Annotated in this window: 14 protein-coding genes and 2 pseudogenes; 4 read left to right on the top strand and 12 right to left on the bottom strand. The window is 36.0% G+C overall.

Annotated elements, in window-relative coordinates; translation table 11 throughout:
- Window positions 1–40: 40 nt before the first annotated feature.
- The 5 genes from BTHG_RS20590 to BTHG_RS25515 form a co-directional block, all read right to left on the bottom strand.
- Entirely contained in the window at window positions 41–403 is a 363-nt protein-coding gene (locus tag BTHG_RS20590; RefSeq protein WP_010283956.1) for an SCP2 sterol-binding domain-containing protein, read from the bottom strand.
- A gap of 65 nt (window positions 404–468) precedes the next feature.
- A complete protein-coding gene (locus tag BTHG_RS20595; RefSeq protein WP_232284508.1) occupies window positions 469–1068 on the bottom strand; it encodes a TetR/AcrR family transcriptional regulator in 600 nt (199 codons plus the stop codon).
- A 143-nt stretch (window positions 1069–1211) separates the two neighbouring features.
- The gene (locus tag BTHG_RS20600; RefSeq protein WP_010283960.1) at window positions 1212–3392 is read right to left on the bottom strand and encodes a DNA topoisomerase III; all 2181 of its coding nucleotides are present in this window, start codon (window positions 3390–3392) and stop codon (window positions 1212–1214) included.
- A gap of 124 nt (window positions 3393–3516) precedes the next feature.
- The gene (locus BTHG_RS20605; RefSeq protein ID WP_010283964.1) at window positions 3517–3795 is read right to left on the bottom strand and encodes a hypothetical protein; all 279 of its coding nucleotides are present in this window, start codon (window positions 3793–3795) and stop codon (window positions 3517–3519) included.
- Window positions 3796–3815: 20 nt separating this feature from the next.
- Window positions 3816–4769, bottom strand: a complete 954-nt coding sequence (locus BTHG_RS25515; protein ID WP_010283967.1) for an HD-GYP domain-containing protein — start codon at window positions 4767–4769, stop codon at window positions 3816–3818.
- A 326-nt stretch (window positions 4770–5095) separates the two neighbouring features.
- Between BTHG_RS25515 and cspD the strand changes: the two genes are divergently transcribed.
- On the top strand, window positions 5096–5296 hold the full coding sequence (gene cspD / locus BTHG_RS20615; protein WP_010283969.1) for a cold-shock protein CspD: 201 nt from the start codon (window positions 5096–5098) through the stop codon (window positions 5294–5296).
- A gap of 91 nt (window positions 5297–5387) precedes the next feature.
- Here the strand turns inward: cspD and BTHG_RS26410 are convergent, their stop codons facing one another.
- Together BTHG_RS26410 and BTHG_RS20625 are read right to left on the bottom strand one after the other, a co-directional pair.
- Window positions 5388–5564, bottom strand: a complete 177-nt coding sequence (locus BTHG_RS26410) for a zinc-finger domain-containing protein (protein ID WP_010283971.1) — start codon at window positions 5562–5564, stop codon at window positions 5388–5390.
- A gap of 232 nt (window positions 5565–5796) precedes the next feature.
- Window positions 5797–6456: a ribonuclease H family protein gene (locus tag BTHG_RS20625; RefSeq protein WP_010283972.1), complete on the bottom strand. Its 660-nt coding sequence runs from the start codon at window positions 6454–6456 to the stop codon at window positions 5797–5799.
- Between the two features lie 187 nt (window positions 6457–6643).
- Between BTHG_RS20625 and BTHG_RS20630 the strand changes: the two genes are divergently transcribed.
- Together BTHG_RS20630 and BTHG_RS25520 are read left to right on the top strand one after the other, a co-directional pair.
- Window positions 6644–7321, top strand: a complete 678-nt coding sequence (locus tag BTHG_RS20630; protein WP_010283975.1) for a queuosine precursor transporter — start codon at window positions 6644–6646, stop codon at window positions 7319–7321.
- 104 nt (window positions 7322–7425) lie between these two features.
- Window positions 7426–7814: pseudogene (locus tag BTHG_RS25520) on the top strand (reverse transcriptase-like protein).
- Window positions 7815–7848: 34 nt separating this feature from the next.
- On the opposite strand, the gene BTHG_RS20640 reads toward BTHG_RS25520, so the two are convergent.
- Together BTHG_RS20640 and BTHG_RS25525 are read right to left on the bottom strand one after the other, a co-directional pair.
- The gene (locus tag BTHG_RS20640) at window positions 7849–8127 is read right to left on the bottom strand and encodes a DUF6123 family protein (RefSeq protein ID WP_010283979.1); all 279 of its coding nucleotides are present in this window, start codon (window positions 8125–8127) and stop codon (window positions 7849–7851) included.
- Window positions 8128–8186: 59 nt separating this feature from the next.
- Window positions 8187–8647: pseudogene (locus BTHG_RS25525) on the bottom strand (divergent PAP2 family protein).
- A gap of 99 nt (window positions 8648–8746) precedes the next feature.
- Here BTHG_RS25525 and sspL point away from each other — a divergent pair.
- A complete protein-coding gene (gene sspL / locus BTHG_RS20650; protein WP_010283991.1) occupies window positions 8747–8884 on the top strand; it encodes a small, acid-soluble spore protein L in 138 nt (45 codons plus the stop codon).
- Window positions 8885–9104: 220 nt separating this feature from the next.
- On the opposite strand, the gene BTHG_RS20655 is transcribed toward sspL, so the two are convergent.
- The 3 genes from BTHG_RS20655 to BTHG_RS20675 form a co-directional block, all read right to left on the bottom strand.
- On the bottom strand, window positions 9105–9968 hold the full coding sequence (locus BTHG_RS20655; protein ID WP_010283993.1) for a 5'-3' exonuclease: 864 nt from the start codon (window positions 9966–9968) through the stop codon (window positions 9105–9107).
- A gap of 297 nt (window positions 9969–10265) precedes the next feature.
- Window positions 10266–10523 carry a DUF2533 family protein gene (locus tag BTHG_RS20665; RefSeq protein WP_010284000.1) on the bottom strand — a complete coding sequence of 86 codons (258 nt, stop codon included), beginning with the start codon at window positions 10521–10523 and terminating at the stop codon, window positions 10266–10268.
- 201 nt (window positions 10524–10724) lie between these two features.
- A complete protein-coding gene (locus BTHG_RS20675) occupies window positions 10725–14405 on the bottom strand; it encodes a dynamin family protein (protein WP_010284004.1) in 3681 nt (1226 codons plus the stop codon).
- Window positions 14406–14556 lie beyond the last annotated feature (151 nt).

The following is a 14556-nucleotide window of genomic DNA, read 5'->3' on the forward strand; positions in this document are numbered from 1 at the left end:
TCCCCTCAAAAATAATCTGGCTGAAATTAAACTAGTAATCTTATAAATATTCCTTCAAACTATATTCTCGTAAAAGTCCTTCTAATTTTATCGCTTTTCCGATATCACCTTTCACTTTTAATTTCCCTGTCATAAATGCAGCCGTTCCATTAAGTTTGCCTAGTAAAAACTGTCTAAAGTTTGCAAACGATAAAATCAACGTACAATTTGCCCCTTCTGTACCTTCAGAAACGATTGCTTTACCTTCTGCTAACTGAAGTTGGTATATCCCTTCCTCATCTCCCGTGATATTGAATTGATAAATGACATTTACTCCTTCAATCGGACCTGAATTTTGGTTAATAACCTTCTCAATCCTTTTCATCATTTCTGCTAGGGTATAATTTTCAATTCCATTTGTCATTTAGACACCCTCCGATTTTTTCAATAAAAATGGCAGTACGATTTCGTATTCTATTTACAAAAAACTCAGTCCTGCATTCCCAGATTGACAAATGCGGAAATTACAATACGGTTAAGTAAACGGGAAATCTCTTCAAAATTAGGTTTTTCATCATAATTATCAAAAAAGTTTTGCATAATGACTTCATTAATCGCACCAACCATCGCCTGAGCTACAATTTTCATTTCTTGTTGTGAAACGGTTGTTGGAAGTTCCGTTTCAACGGTTCTTAAGATAATAGTAGCAAATCCTTGGTGTGACCTCTGTCTTACTAATTCTACATTACGAGATACACCAACAGACTCAATTAATAGAATTTGAGCGACATCTCTATTTTCAAAGCAAATTTGGATATAGCGATTGATCCCGGCAAATGCTTTGTATGTTAGTCGATCTTCCTGCAAAATCGCTCGCTTTACTTCCTCAGTCATTTCATTGCCAAGCTGTTCAAACAAGGCAACCATAATATCCTCTTTACTTTTAAAAAACTGATAGAAGGTTGTTTTCGAAACTCTTGCCATTTCCACAATTTCAAGTACAGATGTCTTTTGATAGCCTGTATTAGTAAATAGCTTTAGTCCCGCATATAAAAGTTTATCTCTCGCTTCAATTGGCATTTCTTTCACAAATAACAAATCGATTCATCCACCCCTAAAATACGTGTACGTATCAGTATTTCTCTTCTAATTTTATATTCAAGTAGGATACAAATCAACAAAATTTTTGGAAAACTCAAAAAAGAAGAAAGGATGTTCCTTTCTTCTTACCATCAATTCCCGTTGGGTATTTTTACTGGAAATTCAAATTCAATTTTCCCTGTTTGTTCATTCCATTTGAGATAGGCATCAAAGGTTTTGCTTTCTTTTTTAAAGCCTTTGATTAAATTCGTTTTATTACCTGAAAGTAGTTTTTGAACATTTGTTTTCGTAATCGTTTTACCTAAAATCTTACCTGAAATCGTAAATTGGCAACCATTTGTTTTATAATTTGCACAACCATAAAATTTCCCTTTGTTTATGACATTACCTCCACATTTTTTGCATGTCCCAACAACTGTTCCGATTTCTTTTTTATTGTACGAGGTTTTTGGTGAACTCACATTTTCAATTTTTACATTCGAAAAATCCCAGTTCCCACTTTGCTCTTTCGCATCATCAACGATTTTTTGAGAGAGCTTCTTTGTTTGTGTCATAAAAGACGCTGGTGAGGCCTGGCCTTGGCCTATTTCATGGAGGCGTTGCTCCCACTTTGCAGTCATTTCGGGTGAAGCAAGGATTTTGTCACCAATCACATCTATTAAAAGAATTCCTTTATCCGTTGCAAATACTTGGTTTTTTTCAACGTTAATATAATTCCGCTGTTTCAGCATCGTGATGATACCTGCTCTTGTTGCCTCAGTACCAAGTCCTTCCGTTTTTGCAAGAATTTTCTCAAGTTCATCATTCTCAATATGCTTGCCAGCCGTTTTCATTAAGGTGATAAGTTGCCCCTCAGTATAGCGCTTTGGTGGCTGTGTTTTCCCCTCTTTGGTATAGCTCTTTTCAACAACTCCTGTTTCTCCTTTTTCTAGTGGAGGTAGGATGACATCATCATCTTTTGTATCCTCCTGAAAGAGAACCTTTCTCCATCCCTCTTGAAGCTTCACTTTACCTTTAGTTATGAATTCAGCACGCTTATCAACAAGTGTTTTCACAGTGGTATAGTTAAAAATAGCTGGCTTGTAATGCGCTGCAATCAAGCGTTTCACAAGCAGGTCATAAATTTTCTTTTCATCACCTGATAGCTTAGTAGGATTTGGTACCTGCTCGGTAGGAATTATGGCATAGTGATCTGTTACCTTTTTTTCATTCACATAGCGAGAATTATTGTAAATGGATGTAATTGGTGTTGGAAAATAAGCTTTATATTCTTCAAGTTTCTCAAGTTTTGAAAAAATATCAGGGATTGTCTGTGCTTCACCTTTTGTTATATAGCTCGAATCAGAACGCGGATATGAAATAATTCCTTTTGTATAAAGGCTTTGTGCAACATCTAATGTCTTCTTCGGTGAAAATTTAAAAGCTTTGTTTGCCGTAGCTTGAAGGCTTGATAAATTAAACAATAATGGTGGCTGGTATTCTTTCTTTTCGGTTTCCACTTCCGCAATTTCAGCAGGCTTGTCCTGACAAAATGCTGCAATTTTCTCTGCCATTTCCTTTGACGAAAGTCGCGATTCCTGATCTTTCATCCATTTTCCCTCAAATTGTTTTCCGTTGATTTGGAAACTAGCAAAAACCTCCCAAAATGCTTCTGATTTAAAATTCGCGATTTCTTTTTCACGCTTTACAATCAGAGCCAAGGTTGGGGTTTGGACCCTACCGGCCGAAAACACATCAGAAATCCCTTTTTGCTTTAACAATAATGTGTATACTCTTGAAGCATTCATGCCAACAATCCAGTCCGCACAAGCACGTGCTTTCGCTTCATAATAAAGATTCCTTGTGTCATGCTCCATTAGTAAATTCTGAAACCCATCCTTTACTGCTTTTTCAGTTAAAGATGATATCCATAAGCGTTTTAAAGGTTTTGATACCTTGGACATCTCAATAATGTTTCGAATAATAAGTTCACCTTCACGCCCTGCATCACCCGCATGAATGATTTCTGTTACTTCTGGTTTTCGAAGTAGATTTTTTATAATCGTAAACTGCTTTGATTTTGACCTCATGACCCGATATAAGAAATGGTCTGGAATGATTGGGAGGGTTTCAATTTTCCATTTTTTCCATGTGGGATTATATTCTTCTGGGGGTAGCAACTCACATATATGGCCAACAGCCCAAGTAAAATAAGCTCCCTTTGGAAACAGCGGATTTGGTGCGACTTCAATAAACCCTTGGGCTTTCTTACTCTTAAAGGGAGCTGCAAGCTTCATTGCTTGGTCCGGTTTTTCCGCGATTATTACTTTCATCTTGATCCTCTTTTCAATAGCACTACTTCATTTATTCTATCAAAACTTTATTGTTTATTGAAATATTGATTTTGGTGGGAGAAATTGGAGTTTAGTTGAAGATTAGTAGGTGCTAAGGAACCATTCAAGATGGTTTCTTAGCATTCATTCCGAAATATAATTTCGTGTGGTCCACAATATGGTGGATGGAAATGACTGTTAATTCACCGTGCTGCACTGTACCAACGGCTAGACGGCCTTCATCATCTTCCACAATAAAGGAGCTACCATGTTCAGTACCCATAAGTTCGTCACAAATGGAGATGATTTTTTGATACAAATAATCCTTATTCACCTTCATATTTTTTATATGCGAGGTAAACCTGATAATAATTTCGGTTCCATGATAATTGTATCTGAACATTGTAACAGCCCCCATCAAATTTAATCGGATAAGACTCTTTCAATTTGAATTGATTTTTGAACAGATAAATCGATAATTGTATTGGAAACCTCAATTAACGGATTTAATAAATCATATGGATTGATGAATTTAATAATTCCAATTCTACCGTCTGTCAACAAAACCTGGTGGCCAATTAAAGCATTCATTATTTGCTGTAAAAAGGGCATTAAAATGGTCGGATCAAGCTTTCCAAACATATCTTCATTCATCTGCCTGATTACTTGGTAGAATGGTGTTGCATCATGATAAACTCGGTTGGATGACATAGCGTGAAAGACATCTGCTACAGCCACAATTTTTGAAAAATAACTTATTTTTGATCCGGTTAAACCAAAGGGATATCCCTTCCCATCCTCCCTTTCATGATGTTGGAGAGCAACAAGGCTAATTTTATGACCAATTCCTTCCGTGTTCTTTAAAATTTCATAACCATAAACGGTATGCTTTTTCACAGTATCATACTCTGCTTGTGTTAACCTACCCGGTTTATTTAATATCTCTGTAGGGATTTTCGTTTTACCAATGTCATGTAGGGTCGCAGCAATGGTGAGTGCTGTTAAATCCTCTTCAGACAGCGATAGCCATTTGCCTAGTAATGTCGCTATCACACCAACCCCGATGTTATGTCGATATGTATAATCATCTGCAGATTGAAGCTGATAAAACAAATGAAAAAATTGTGGGATTTCGGACGCTGTTTGGATAATTGGAATGATGGTTTTTTTAATCTCGATAAGTGGCAGCTTTTCGTGTCGTTTAACGAAATAAAAAATATCTTCAACTTGATCAATCGCTTCTTCAAGTATCCCATTAATCAATGAAACAGCTGGTTTACTAGAATGCCCAACGTCGTAAGCGTTATCAAGTTGATTGATGATACTATCAAGTTCATCTGGCTGAATCACAGTGATTTTTCTTTGATCGTTCTTCATTATGTATGACTCCCCACTAAATCCTTGTTTCTCTAATTATATCAAAAAATGGAATTTCCACAATAATTAGTTGAATATACAAAAATATCGTACAATTATTCTATCTTTATTCTTTTTTGTCACATTTTTTTCCAAGAATGCGTAAAAAACCCTTTATTCCCTTGACTTAACACGATTTAGGTTGTATATTAAAATCATCATTTAGCTAGAAGTTTTGTATTTCTTTTTTATAATATTATTATTTTCAAAGATACATAAATGATTGGCTATTTGATAAAAATTTTCACGATGCACGGTTGTGCCGAAGGTTTAGGAGGAAAAGCATAATGCAAAACGGTAAAGTAAAATGGTTTAACAACGAAAAAGGTTTTGGCTTCATCGAAGTTGAAGGCGGAGACGATGTATTTGTACACTTCACAGCTATCCAAGGTGAAGGTTACAAATCTCTAGAAGAAGGTCAAGAAGTTTCTTTCGAAGTTGTTGAAGGAAATCGTGGACCTCAAGCTGCTAACGTTGTAAAACTATAAATCTTACATTTTAAAAAATGTGAAACCAAGGCTGATTTTTTATCAGCCTTTTTTATGGCTCCTTTTCAAATAAAGGAGCCCTTTTGATTTGTTATGATAACTTTTTACCATACTCCTTCAACTTTTGACCCACTGTACAATTTTTTATACAGAAATTTTGGGCATAACGCTTGCCATATTCTTTACGAAAATGTTCCTTTACAAAACAATCTTGGCAATAGGTGTCAAGCATTTCACCAACTTCCAAAATAAGTTCCTTACGTTTCATGGAAAAATCAGCTCCTATTTTCTTATGTTTCCCGTCTCACCATTGGTAAAACCACCTTCAGATTCACTTATTTAATGAGTATGAAGAATAGGCTTAACTTTATTCTGTCGGGTTTAAACTCCGACAAAATAAAGTTAAAGCCTCCGGCGGATGCCACGATTTTTCATGGGAAACTTTTCGAGCTAGCTCGAAAAAAACCGGGCGCAAATACGCCAAGGCGCATTTGATTTATTTAACCTTTAATTTCAATTTTACTGGAAACAATTGTACCTTCCAGGGCTTGTGTAGCTAGTCTATCTGCTTCTGCATTCTGCTTTCGTCCAATTGGATCATATATTGGATGAATTCCTCGTTTTTTTATTCTCTCCTCAATTCGGTCCAACCATCGATTCAGGTTCTCCTCAAAACATGGCCACTCCCCTGATAATTGATTTAACACGACATGAGAGTCACCTTTAAAAGTGACAGTTGTATGATGCACATCTAATTCATCTAACGTATTTAACATCAACCAAAACGCGGCATATTCCGCCTCATTATTGGATTCCATTTCTTCAAACACTTCATTTACCCTAACCCGGTATGCTTTTTTGTTTTGTGTATAGTAAATAGCTACCCCTAGGCCAGCCTTACCTGTCTGTATATCATACCCTCCATCAAAATAAGCTACAATATCTTGTGGTTCTGTTTCAACTATTTTGATCAGCTTGATTACTTCTTTTTTCGTCCATTTTGTATGGCGTTCATCATAAAAAACAAGTTCCTTTGTTCGTCCCGTTCGTTCGAAGTCATCTGCAATGAGTAATGCTTCTTCGACAGAAACCTCATCAGATAGTAAAGTGATGACTTGATTTTTGGGTGTTTTATACGTCCATTCCAGCTTAAGTTTCATCACGCTCATCCTCCAAATTTGAAACTTACCATCATTTTCCCTAATTTTTTACTCATTATACACTTTTTCCATGTGATTAGGTACTTCCTCTTTTATTCATATCGTACTATAATAAACTTTTACAATTAAATGAAGTCCTTTCGCGGTTCGTGAACTCCCGCGTTATCAAAACTATAGGAGGTATAGTATGTATAATGAAATACTTTGGTTTATTTTTGCGATTGTCAATTTTGTATTAGTCCTAGCAATTTACCGTATCTTTGGTAAATCAGGATTATTTGTATGGATTGGTTTTTCTACCGTCGTAGCCAATCTTCAAGTAGTTAAGACAGTTGAATTGTTTGGACTTACAGCTACTCTCGGTAATATTATGTATGGGACAAGCTTCTTAATTACCGATATTTTAAATGAAAAGTACGGAAAAGAAGAAGCCAAAAAAGGTGTATGGCTTGGATTCTTCACACTCATTACTATGACAATTATTATGCAGTTTGCCCTTGCGTTTAAACCCCATGAAGTAGATATTGCCCAAGGCTCTTTGGAAACTATTTTTGGACTTCTTCCACGGATTGCTCTGGGAAGCTTACTTGCATTTCTTATTAGTCAATACGCCGATGTTATTATTTATTCGAAAATTAAAGCACGCTTTCCAAAAGACAATCAGCTTTGGATACGTAACAATGGAAGTACGATGCTCAGCCAATTACTTGATACATTAATCTTCACAACTGTTGCATTTCTTGGTGTGTATCCTTTTGACGTATGGATTCAAATTTTTATAACTACCTATTTTATTAAATGGCTAGTTGCCCTAATCGATACGCCATTTATCTATGTCGCAAGAACTTTTCATAAAAATGCATAAATGAATTGGAGGATGTCTTTAATAGGCATCCTTTTGCCATCATCTTAACAAAATGAGTTAATTAGTGGTAAAATGCAGTATATTCATTTAATTGGAGGCATTTGATGATTGAAGTATATATAGATGGTGCAAGTGCGGGTGACCCTGGTCCATCTGGTGCCGGTGTTTTTATTAAAGGAAATGGTATCGTCGAAAAACATTCGTTTCCACTTGGTGTGATGACGAACCACGAAGCTGAATATTATGCTCTATTAAAAGGGCTTGAAATTTGCATCAAAAATGAGTATAAAGTCGTTTCCTTTCGGACAGATTCACAGTTGGTCGATCGAGCAGTTGCAAAGGAATTCGTTAAAAACAAAAATTTGTACCATTACTTGAAAAAGCATTAAAACTTTCAAAAGAACTTGATCTTTTCTTCTTAAAATGGATCCCCAGCGCGCAAAATAAAGTTGCCGATGAATTAGCAAGGCAAGGCATCCGAAAAAACGCTTAAATAAAACCCTTGGACTAAAATAAGTCCAAGGGTTTTATGCCATTATTTTTCGTTCTTCCACAAATTGATAGGCTTGTTTGCGATTTTGAATTTGATTTTCCTTTAACATTTCTAATAATGAAATAAAAAAGCTACCGTCAAATTCTTTTTGTGCTTTCAATGTAATTTCAATAGCGACAGTCACAATTTCATCTGTTGCAGCTGTATAATGCTGGCCAAATGAAATGAATCCGACTGCATCCTCTCCCAGATGAAAGCCTTTTTGGGCTAAAAACTGCAGATACTCTTTTACCCGATTTTCCAATGTAAACAATAGTCTCCATCCCCAACAAAGATTTCTATCCTAATAGTATCGCATTTTTTGTCGAAATTCTACGATTTTTTTGTTAAAAGATGGGCTATTGTACCTGTAATCATTCCAAATATAGCACCACCAAGTACTTCTTCAGGCTGATGGCCAAGTCTTTCTTTTAACTTTTTTCCTTATTATCATGATAATGGTGGTCCTTTTGTCCCGCTAAACGTTCCACTTCTTCATCAAGTTCATTCACTTTTATCGTCAATTCCCCTGATTGGCGACGTATTCCCTGGGCATCATACATGACGATTAATCCAAATATGGTGGATAGTGCAAAGTCAATTGTGGGAACCCCTCTTTTTAACGCTACAAAGGTAGCTAATGAGGAAACACCCGCGGAGTGAGAGCTTGGCATCCCACCTGTTTCAAAAAAGGTATCCCAATCCCATTTACCGGTTTTCACTTTTTTTATTGGAATTTTCAAGAATTGAGCAAGTCCAATTGTAAGTAGTGCGGTATAAATCCCTTTGTTCACGATTCTCACCTCAAGGTTAGTTTCCTAGTTCCCTTCACTTTCTATTCAAGACATATTCCAAAACAGGATGGAAATAATACGAAATGGAGGTGACATGTCATGGCACAAAAAGGAAACAACCGTGGGAAACAACCAAAAGGCGTGAATCCACAAGGTTATAATGAAGATACCGAATTCGGGATGGAACCAAAAAGCGAGCTCGAGAATAGAGCTAAGAAGAAAAATACAAAAATTTAAGTTTATGTGGGATGCCTCTTTCGTGGTGAGCGGTGGGGCATCCTTTATTGTTTTTGGGCTATTTAGCTAGTGTCATTATTTGCTTATTAATGGCAGTATTTCGAAAATAGTGACAGTACTCTGATTACTACTGACAGTATTCTATAATTAGTGACAGTATTTCTATGAATAAACTCCGAAAATTTTTCAATCAAAAAAGAGCACTCAAACCGAGTACTCCTTATCCGATAAATTGATCCAAGCCCTTAAATTCAAGCTCAGAGAATTTTTCATGAACTTTTTCACGATTTATTTCGATTAATGCCTCATCAAGTGAACAGCTAATTGGAACTTCACAATGAATTCTCGCTAATTTACGAGATAAATGTAGCATTTCCAAGTCTTCTTTTATTTTAGTCTTTTGTGCTTTTGTTAAATTTTCTACATTTTCAAGAATGCCTTCGATTGTTTCGAATTGTTGGAGAAGTTTAAGGGCTGTTTTCTCGCCAATCCCTCTTACACCTGGATAATTGTCGCTAGTATCACCCATTAATGCTTTCAAATCAACCATTTGCTGAGGACGAATCCCTTTTTCCTCAAAAAAGCTTTCAGTCGTGTACTCCGCGTAATTACCGATTCCTTTTTTCATAATTAGAACTGTAATATTATCATCAAGTAGTTGCAGTATGTCTTGGTCACCTGTCAGAATGATCACTTCAGAGTCCTGGCTATACTGCGTAGCAAGTGTACCGATACAATCATCTGCTTCATAGCCGGATAGACCTACATTTGGAATATCAAAAGATTCAACTACATCCTTGACAAGGTCAAATTGTGGAATAAGTTCTTCTGGTGGTGCCCCGCGGTTTGCTTTGTAACCATCATACATTTCTGTACGGAATGTGGAACTGCCCATATCCCAACAGCAAATGACATGTGAAGGCTTGTACTTATTGACAGCTGTCATCATATGCTTTATGAAACCATGAATCCCATTTGTCGGGACCCCTTTACTATTTACCATAAAATAACCACTCATTGCTGTTGCATAAAAAGATCGAAATAATAACGCCATGCCATCTATTAACATAATTTGATTTTTCATTAGCGTATCCTCTCCTGTCTTAAAATCCTCATAAATGAAATTATACCATATATTCACCATGTATTAGTTTGTATCTTCCTTCCAACATAAGAAAAAGCCCTCTATCATTAGAGGACTCAATCTTACTTACTTCTCATTTTTTCTGCTTCAATTTCCGCATAAGACGCAAAATGGTAAGGAGTGGTACCTTTTCCTTCTTGCTTTTTTTCCTGTTTCGAAACGGAATCATTATCTTTCTTCAACATGCATGTCTCCTTTATGAGAGATATGTGGTTAGTATTACCTAACCTGCATGTTTTATTTGCGGAATGCGTATTCCTTCACCATATCACTTGTTACTAACTTACGTAATGGGACGATTCCTTTTTGAGCCAGTTTATTTATCTCAGTTGTCACCCTATTAATTTTTTCGACGGTGAATTCCTTGTTTTGTTTTGCTAAAGCAACGGCTTCGTCAATAAATAGTTCTCTTTGTTGTTCAAGCCCCAAGAATGTTTTTACAATCTCGTGCTGTGCTTTTGAATGTTTTGTAATTTCTTCATGGACGTTAGTCATTTTCTTTCCTCCGATGTTTCTCTCTTCATTAGTTTAACGATATGGGGTTTTGGTTCCCAGCAATTAAATTGATATTCTGGCTTTGTATCATAGCCTAAGCGTGCACATCTGTATATCATTATACCATTTTTTCGTTCAGCAACGAAATTCATACAAGTAGCACATGCATGATACTTTGATTTTGAGTCAGTCAAAAACACCTCACCTCATATGTTCTATACAATAGCTGTTTAACGTTTCATGTACCTGTTCTAGATTTTCAATATCAATATCCTCAGATAAGATTTTTATGACTCCATCAAAATATTCGCGAATTTCCTGTAATGCATTTTCTTGAAGTGCTTGAAGCCCTTTCGTAAATTCTTGTTTATAAAAGTCAACAAGGTACTCTTTGTTTTCATCTAGATAAGCACTTACAGGTGCATCCAACAAGCCTTCAAGTTCATCCTGCATTTGTTTTTTTTCATTTTTTTCGAAAAAAGATTTTGGATTTTTAAAACTAGCAAGTGCCTTTTTATAACGTGAATAATCTTCATTTGCCAGACCATTTTTAAAATCAATCGATTCGAAATGTAGTTCAATGGATTCTGAAATACTCATATTTGGATGAATTGCTTGTATTTGATCATTAAAGGTACCAAGTTGTCCATGGAGCCTCTTTGAAATAAATGTTTCTATCCGCAAAGAAGTGGCGCGCATTTCTTGGGCTAAATCAAACCCTACTGATTCTAAAAACTCAGCTAAACATGACTTTAATGCAAGTTTCAGATCACGTCCATCATCTCTAAGCGAAGCTGGATTAAATGCCTCTTTAAACATATCTGATACACGCAGGAATACCCTTTGTTTAATATAGTAGGTAAGTTCCTTGATTTCCTGTTCAACGACAGAAAATGTTTCCTTCCCATCAACACTAGTGACAATTGACTTCATTTCTTCATGTTGCTTTTTCGCTTCCTCAAGCTTCGTCTGTTTGATATCCTTATCTTCCTTAGCAGACTGAATATAGGAATCGATGATTGTCGCTGCACGCTGAATATCAACATATCCTTCATTCACTGCAACCTCTGTCAGTTCATCAATAACAAATGAATTGAAATCCGCTTCAAAGCTTTCAATGCCTGATGTCGATAGAACGCCAAGATCTTTTTTACTTACTTCATTCCGCTTTTCAAGTAAAGCAGCTCGGCTTGATACGGTATAAAGTCGTGGAAATCGAATTCCATAACTTACAAGCTGTGATTCAACGTATTCCTTTACATCTGCTAATTCTTCTATGGAATTGGCCAAATCGGCTGCATTTATCACGAAAAACATTTTATCCATACTAAAGGTGTCTTTCACTCGGCCAAGCTGGATTAAAAACTCACGGTCCGCTTTTGAGAAAGCGTGATTATAATATGTTACAAACAAAATCGCATCAGCATTTTTGATATATTCAAAAGCAACACCTGTATGGCGAGCATTGATTGAGTCAGCTCCTGGGGTATCTACTAATGTAATGCCCTGCTGTGTTAATGGACACTCATAATAAAGCTCAATCCATTCAACAAAGCATGCCTTTTCTTCCTTCGCTACATATTCATTAAAACCATTCATATCCGTTGTTAGTATCTTATCTAAATGAGGAGTTATGATTTCATAGCCTGCCAATACCGCTTTTAAAAACGAAAAATGAGGCTTTTCTTTTGCTTCAATTTTTTCGATAATACTAATCTTCGAGTGAATGATTTCTAAACTTTGAGCAAGGCTTTCTGCTTTTTCACCAAAAATGTGTAAGGAATGATTGATATCTGCTAACAATTGGTTGGTTGATTTAATTTTTACGAGTACCGTCCCATGCTTATGTTCATCGGTTGGGAAAGTGATTTTATTTATTGTTGCTGTAGTTGGATTTGGAGAAACTGGTAGTGCGTGTTTCCCCATCAATGCATTTGCAAATGACGATTTCCCAGCACTAAATGCACCAAATAAAGCAACGGTAAAATGTTTATGTTTTAAGCGATATGCCTTCTCTTGAATATCCTTAGCAAGCATCGAAAGTCCTGTAATCGGCTTGATTAACTCATGTGCATTTTCTAAATGAAGAATCGCCTGCTCAGACGAACCTTTACTTTCTTTTTGCTGACGAACTCGTTTTTCTACAGTTGTTGGAGTCGTTTCCTTTTGCTTTTCCATCTCTTGCAAAATTTCTTCTGTTGACGATATCTGCACATTTTCAACAAATCGTGAAAGTAATTTTTCTATAGAATCAGCACCGGTCCATTCAGATTTTCCATTCATCATGTCGTAAAGTTGTGTTAGGTGACCTGTACGTATAGCTTCAAATTTCTTTAACGTTTCAAAGGCGTCTTGATATCCCTTATATTTCTCTAATTCTGTTTTAATGTCTTGTTCATTGGTAGCTGTGCCTGATTTAATTTGCTCAAGTATTCCAAACAGTAATGTTACAGCTTTTTGCTTATATTTCCGCTTAATATAATTACTTACATCATCTGAATACGTTAAAATATATTCTCCTGTTACGCCGGCTCCGGGCTTTACTAATTGTTGAAGTTCTTCAGGAGCAAACTCAATAGCAAATTCGTTTCCTGTATGTTGCATTGAAAGCCGTAGTTTTTCTACAAACTTCCCAACAAAATCCTTTAAATGCCATTCTAATTGAGTTGACATTTTTTCTTTTACATCCGTAAAGAACGCATGGAGACGCTCCTCACGTTCTTTTTCTGTCTTCGTTTTTGAGAATAATAACCCGACTTTAAAATTGGATTGAGCGGATTCTACATAATTCTTCGCAAGTTCCCGGGTTTGAAACGGCATTAAAATAGCATTCGATAAAATCGATTCAATTTCATCGATAAACTCTGTTTCTAGCTGTTCCCGTTCTTTTGCAAAGCTTGCTAATTGATTTGTTAATTCCTCAATTCGGCTTGGAATGGTTTCCCTTTCTGCCTCAGTTAAGGAATGTAGCTTTTCCTTTGTCTTGTCAAGTTCTTCGGCATTTTTATCATCTAGAAATGCTATGTGCTCTAAGATAATTTGGTTTGCAGAATGGAAGACACCTTCTACTAATAACTGATCCTTATTAGCAATCTTTTCATGTAATAGCTGCTGAACTTGCGTAAATTGATTATGCTCATGATTCGGATCCTTTAGTGTTGTGTAAAAAATATCAGAGTACGATACATTCCAATTTTGAAATGCTTCCTCCACCCCTTGTTTAAAGGAAGAAAAGCTTAGCTCAGATTCTTTATGCTTATCGACTTGGTTTACGATTAAGTAAACCTTCTTATTTCGGTCTGTCAATTCTTTTGTAAATTGAAAATTCAGTTCTGACAGTACATGGTTATAGTCCATCACATAAAAAAGTAAATCTGCTAAGTGTAATGCTGATTCAGTTGATACGCGATGGGCATCATCTGTTGAATCAATTCCTGGCGTATCCATGACAATCACTTGCTCTGGTAATTTCATATTATCATGACTGATTTCAATTGATTCGATTGCTTCCCCGTCTTTCGCATATGATTTGATAAGATCGTAATCATATGGAGCTGGATATTCAATGATTTTGCCATCACGGTAATAAACACGCGCGTATTCACGCCCATGCTTTACTTTTACTAAGTTTGCACTAGTTGGAATCGGGCTTGATGGTAGAAGACTCTCCCCTATGAGTTCGTTAATCATGCTCGATTTCCCGGCTGAGAAATGGCCTGAAAAACCAATCATATATTCTAAATTTTTCAGCTTTTTTAGTAGCTGTATGATTTTTGAGCTACTTTCTTTGTCATTGTTTTTTTCAAAGATGTTATATAAGGAAGCGAGTCTTTTTTCTAAGTCTTCCTTTGTAAGATGTTTAATTTGTTGTGTTTGAATCATGTCAAATCCCCTTATTGAGCAATGCATAATTGTGTATATATATGTATTTTACTCCACACCTTTGCTTTTGACAAAGCAGAATATTACAAAAGTATATTTCCAACAAAAAAACCAGGTAATTTACCTGGTTGCGTGAATAGTATTATGCTGT

This window comes from Bacillus timonensis, from assembly GCF_000285535.1.
Lineage (GTDB): Bacteria > Bacillota > Bacilli > Bacillales > Bacillaceae_L > Ferdinandcohnia > Ferdinandcohnia timonensis.

Bases quoted from the DNA above. Each gene is read 5' to 3' on its own strand.
- BTHG_RS25515 (WP_010283967.1), bottom strand. From the start codon at position 4,769: ATGAAGAACGATCAAAGAAAAATCACTGTGATTCAGCCAGATGAACTT.
- sspL (WP_010283991.1), top strand. From the start codon at position 8,747: ATGGCACAAAAAGGAAACAACCGTGGGAAACAACCAAAAGGCGTGAAT.
- cspD (WP_010283969.1), top strand. From the start codon at position 5,096: ATGCAAAACGGTAAAGTAAAATGGTTTAACAACGAAAAAGGTTTTGGC.
- BTHG_RS20600 (WP_010283960.1), bottom strand. From the start codon at position 3,392: ATGAAAGTAATAATCGCGGAAAAACCGGACCAAGCAATGAAGCTTGCA.
- BTHG_RS20655 (WP_010283993.1), bottom strand. From the start codon at position 9,968: ATGAAAAATCAAATTATGTTAATAGATGGCATGGCGTTATTATTTCGA.
- BTHG_RS20675 (WP_010284004.1), bottom strand. From the start codon at position 14,405: ATGATTCAAACACAACAAATTAAACATCTTACAAAGGAAGACTTAGAA.
- BTHG_RS20630 (WP_010283975.1), top strand. From the start codon at position 6,644: ATGTATAATGAAATACTTTGGTTTATTTTTGCGATTGTCAATTTTGTA.
- BTHG_RS20665 (WP_010284000.1), bottom strand. From the start codon at position 10,523: ATGACTAACGTCCATGAAGAAATTACAAAACATTCAAAAGCACAGCAC.
- BTHG_RS20590 (WP_010283956.1), bottom strand. From the start codon at position 403: ATGACAAATGGAATTGAAAATTATACCCTAGCAGAAATGATGAAAAGG.
- BTHG_RS26410 (WP_010283971.1), bottom strand. From the start codon at position 5,564: ATGAAACGTAAGGAACTTATTTTGGAAGTTGGTGAAATGCTTGACACC.
- BTHG_RS20625 (WP_010283972.1), bottom strand. From the start codon at position 6,456: ATGAAACTTAAGCTGGAATGGACGTATAAAACACCCAAAAATCAAGTC.
- BTHG_RS20605 (WP_010283964.1), bottom strand. From the start codon at position 3,795: ATGTTCAGATACAATTATCATGGAACCGAAATTATTATCAGGTTTACC.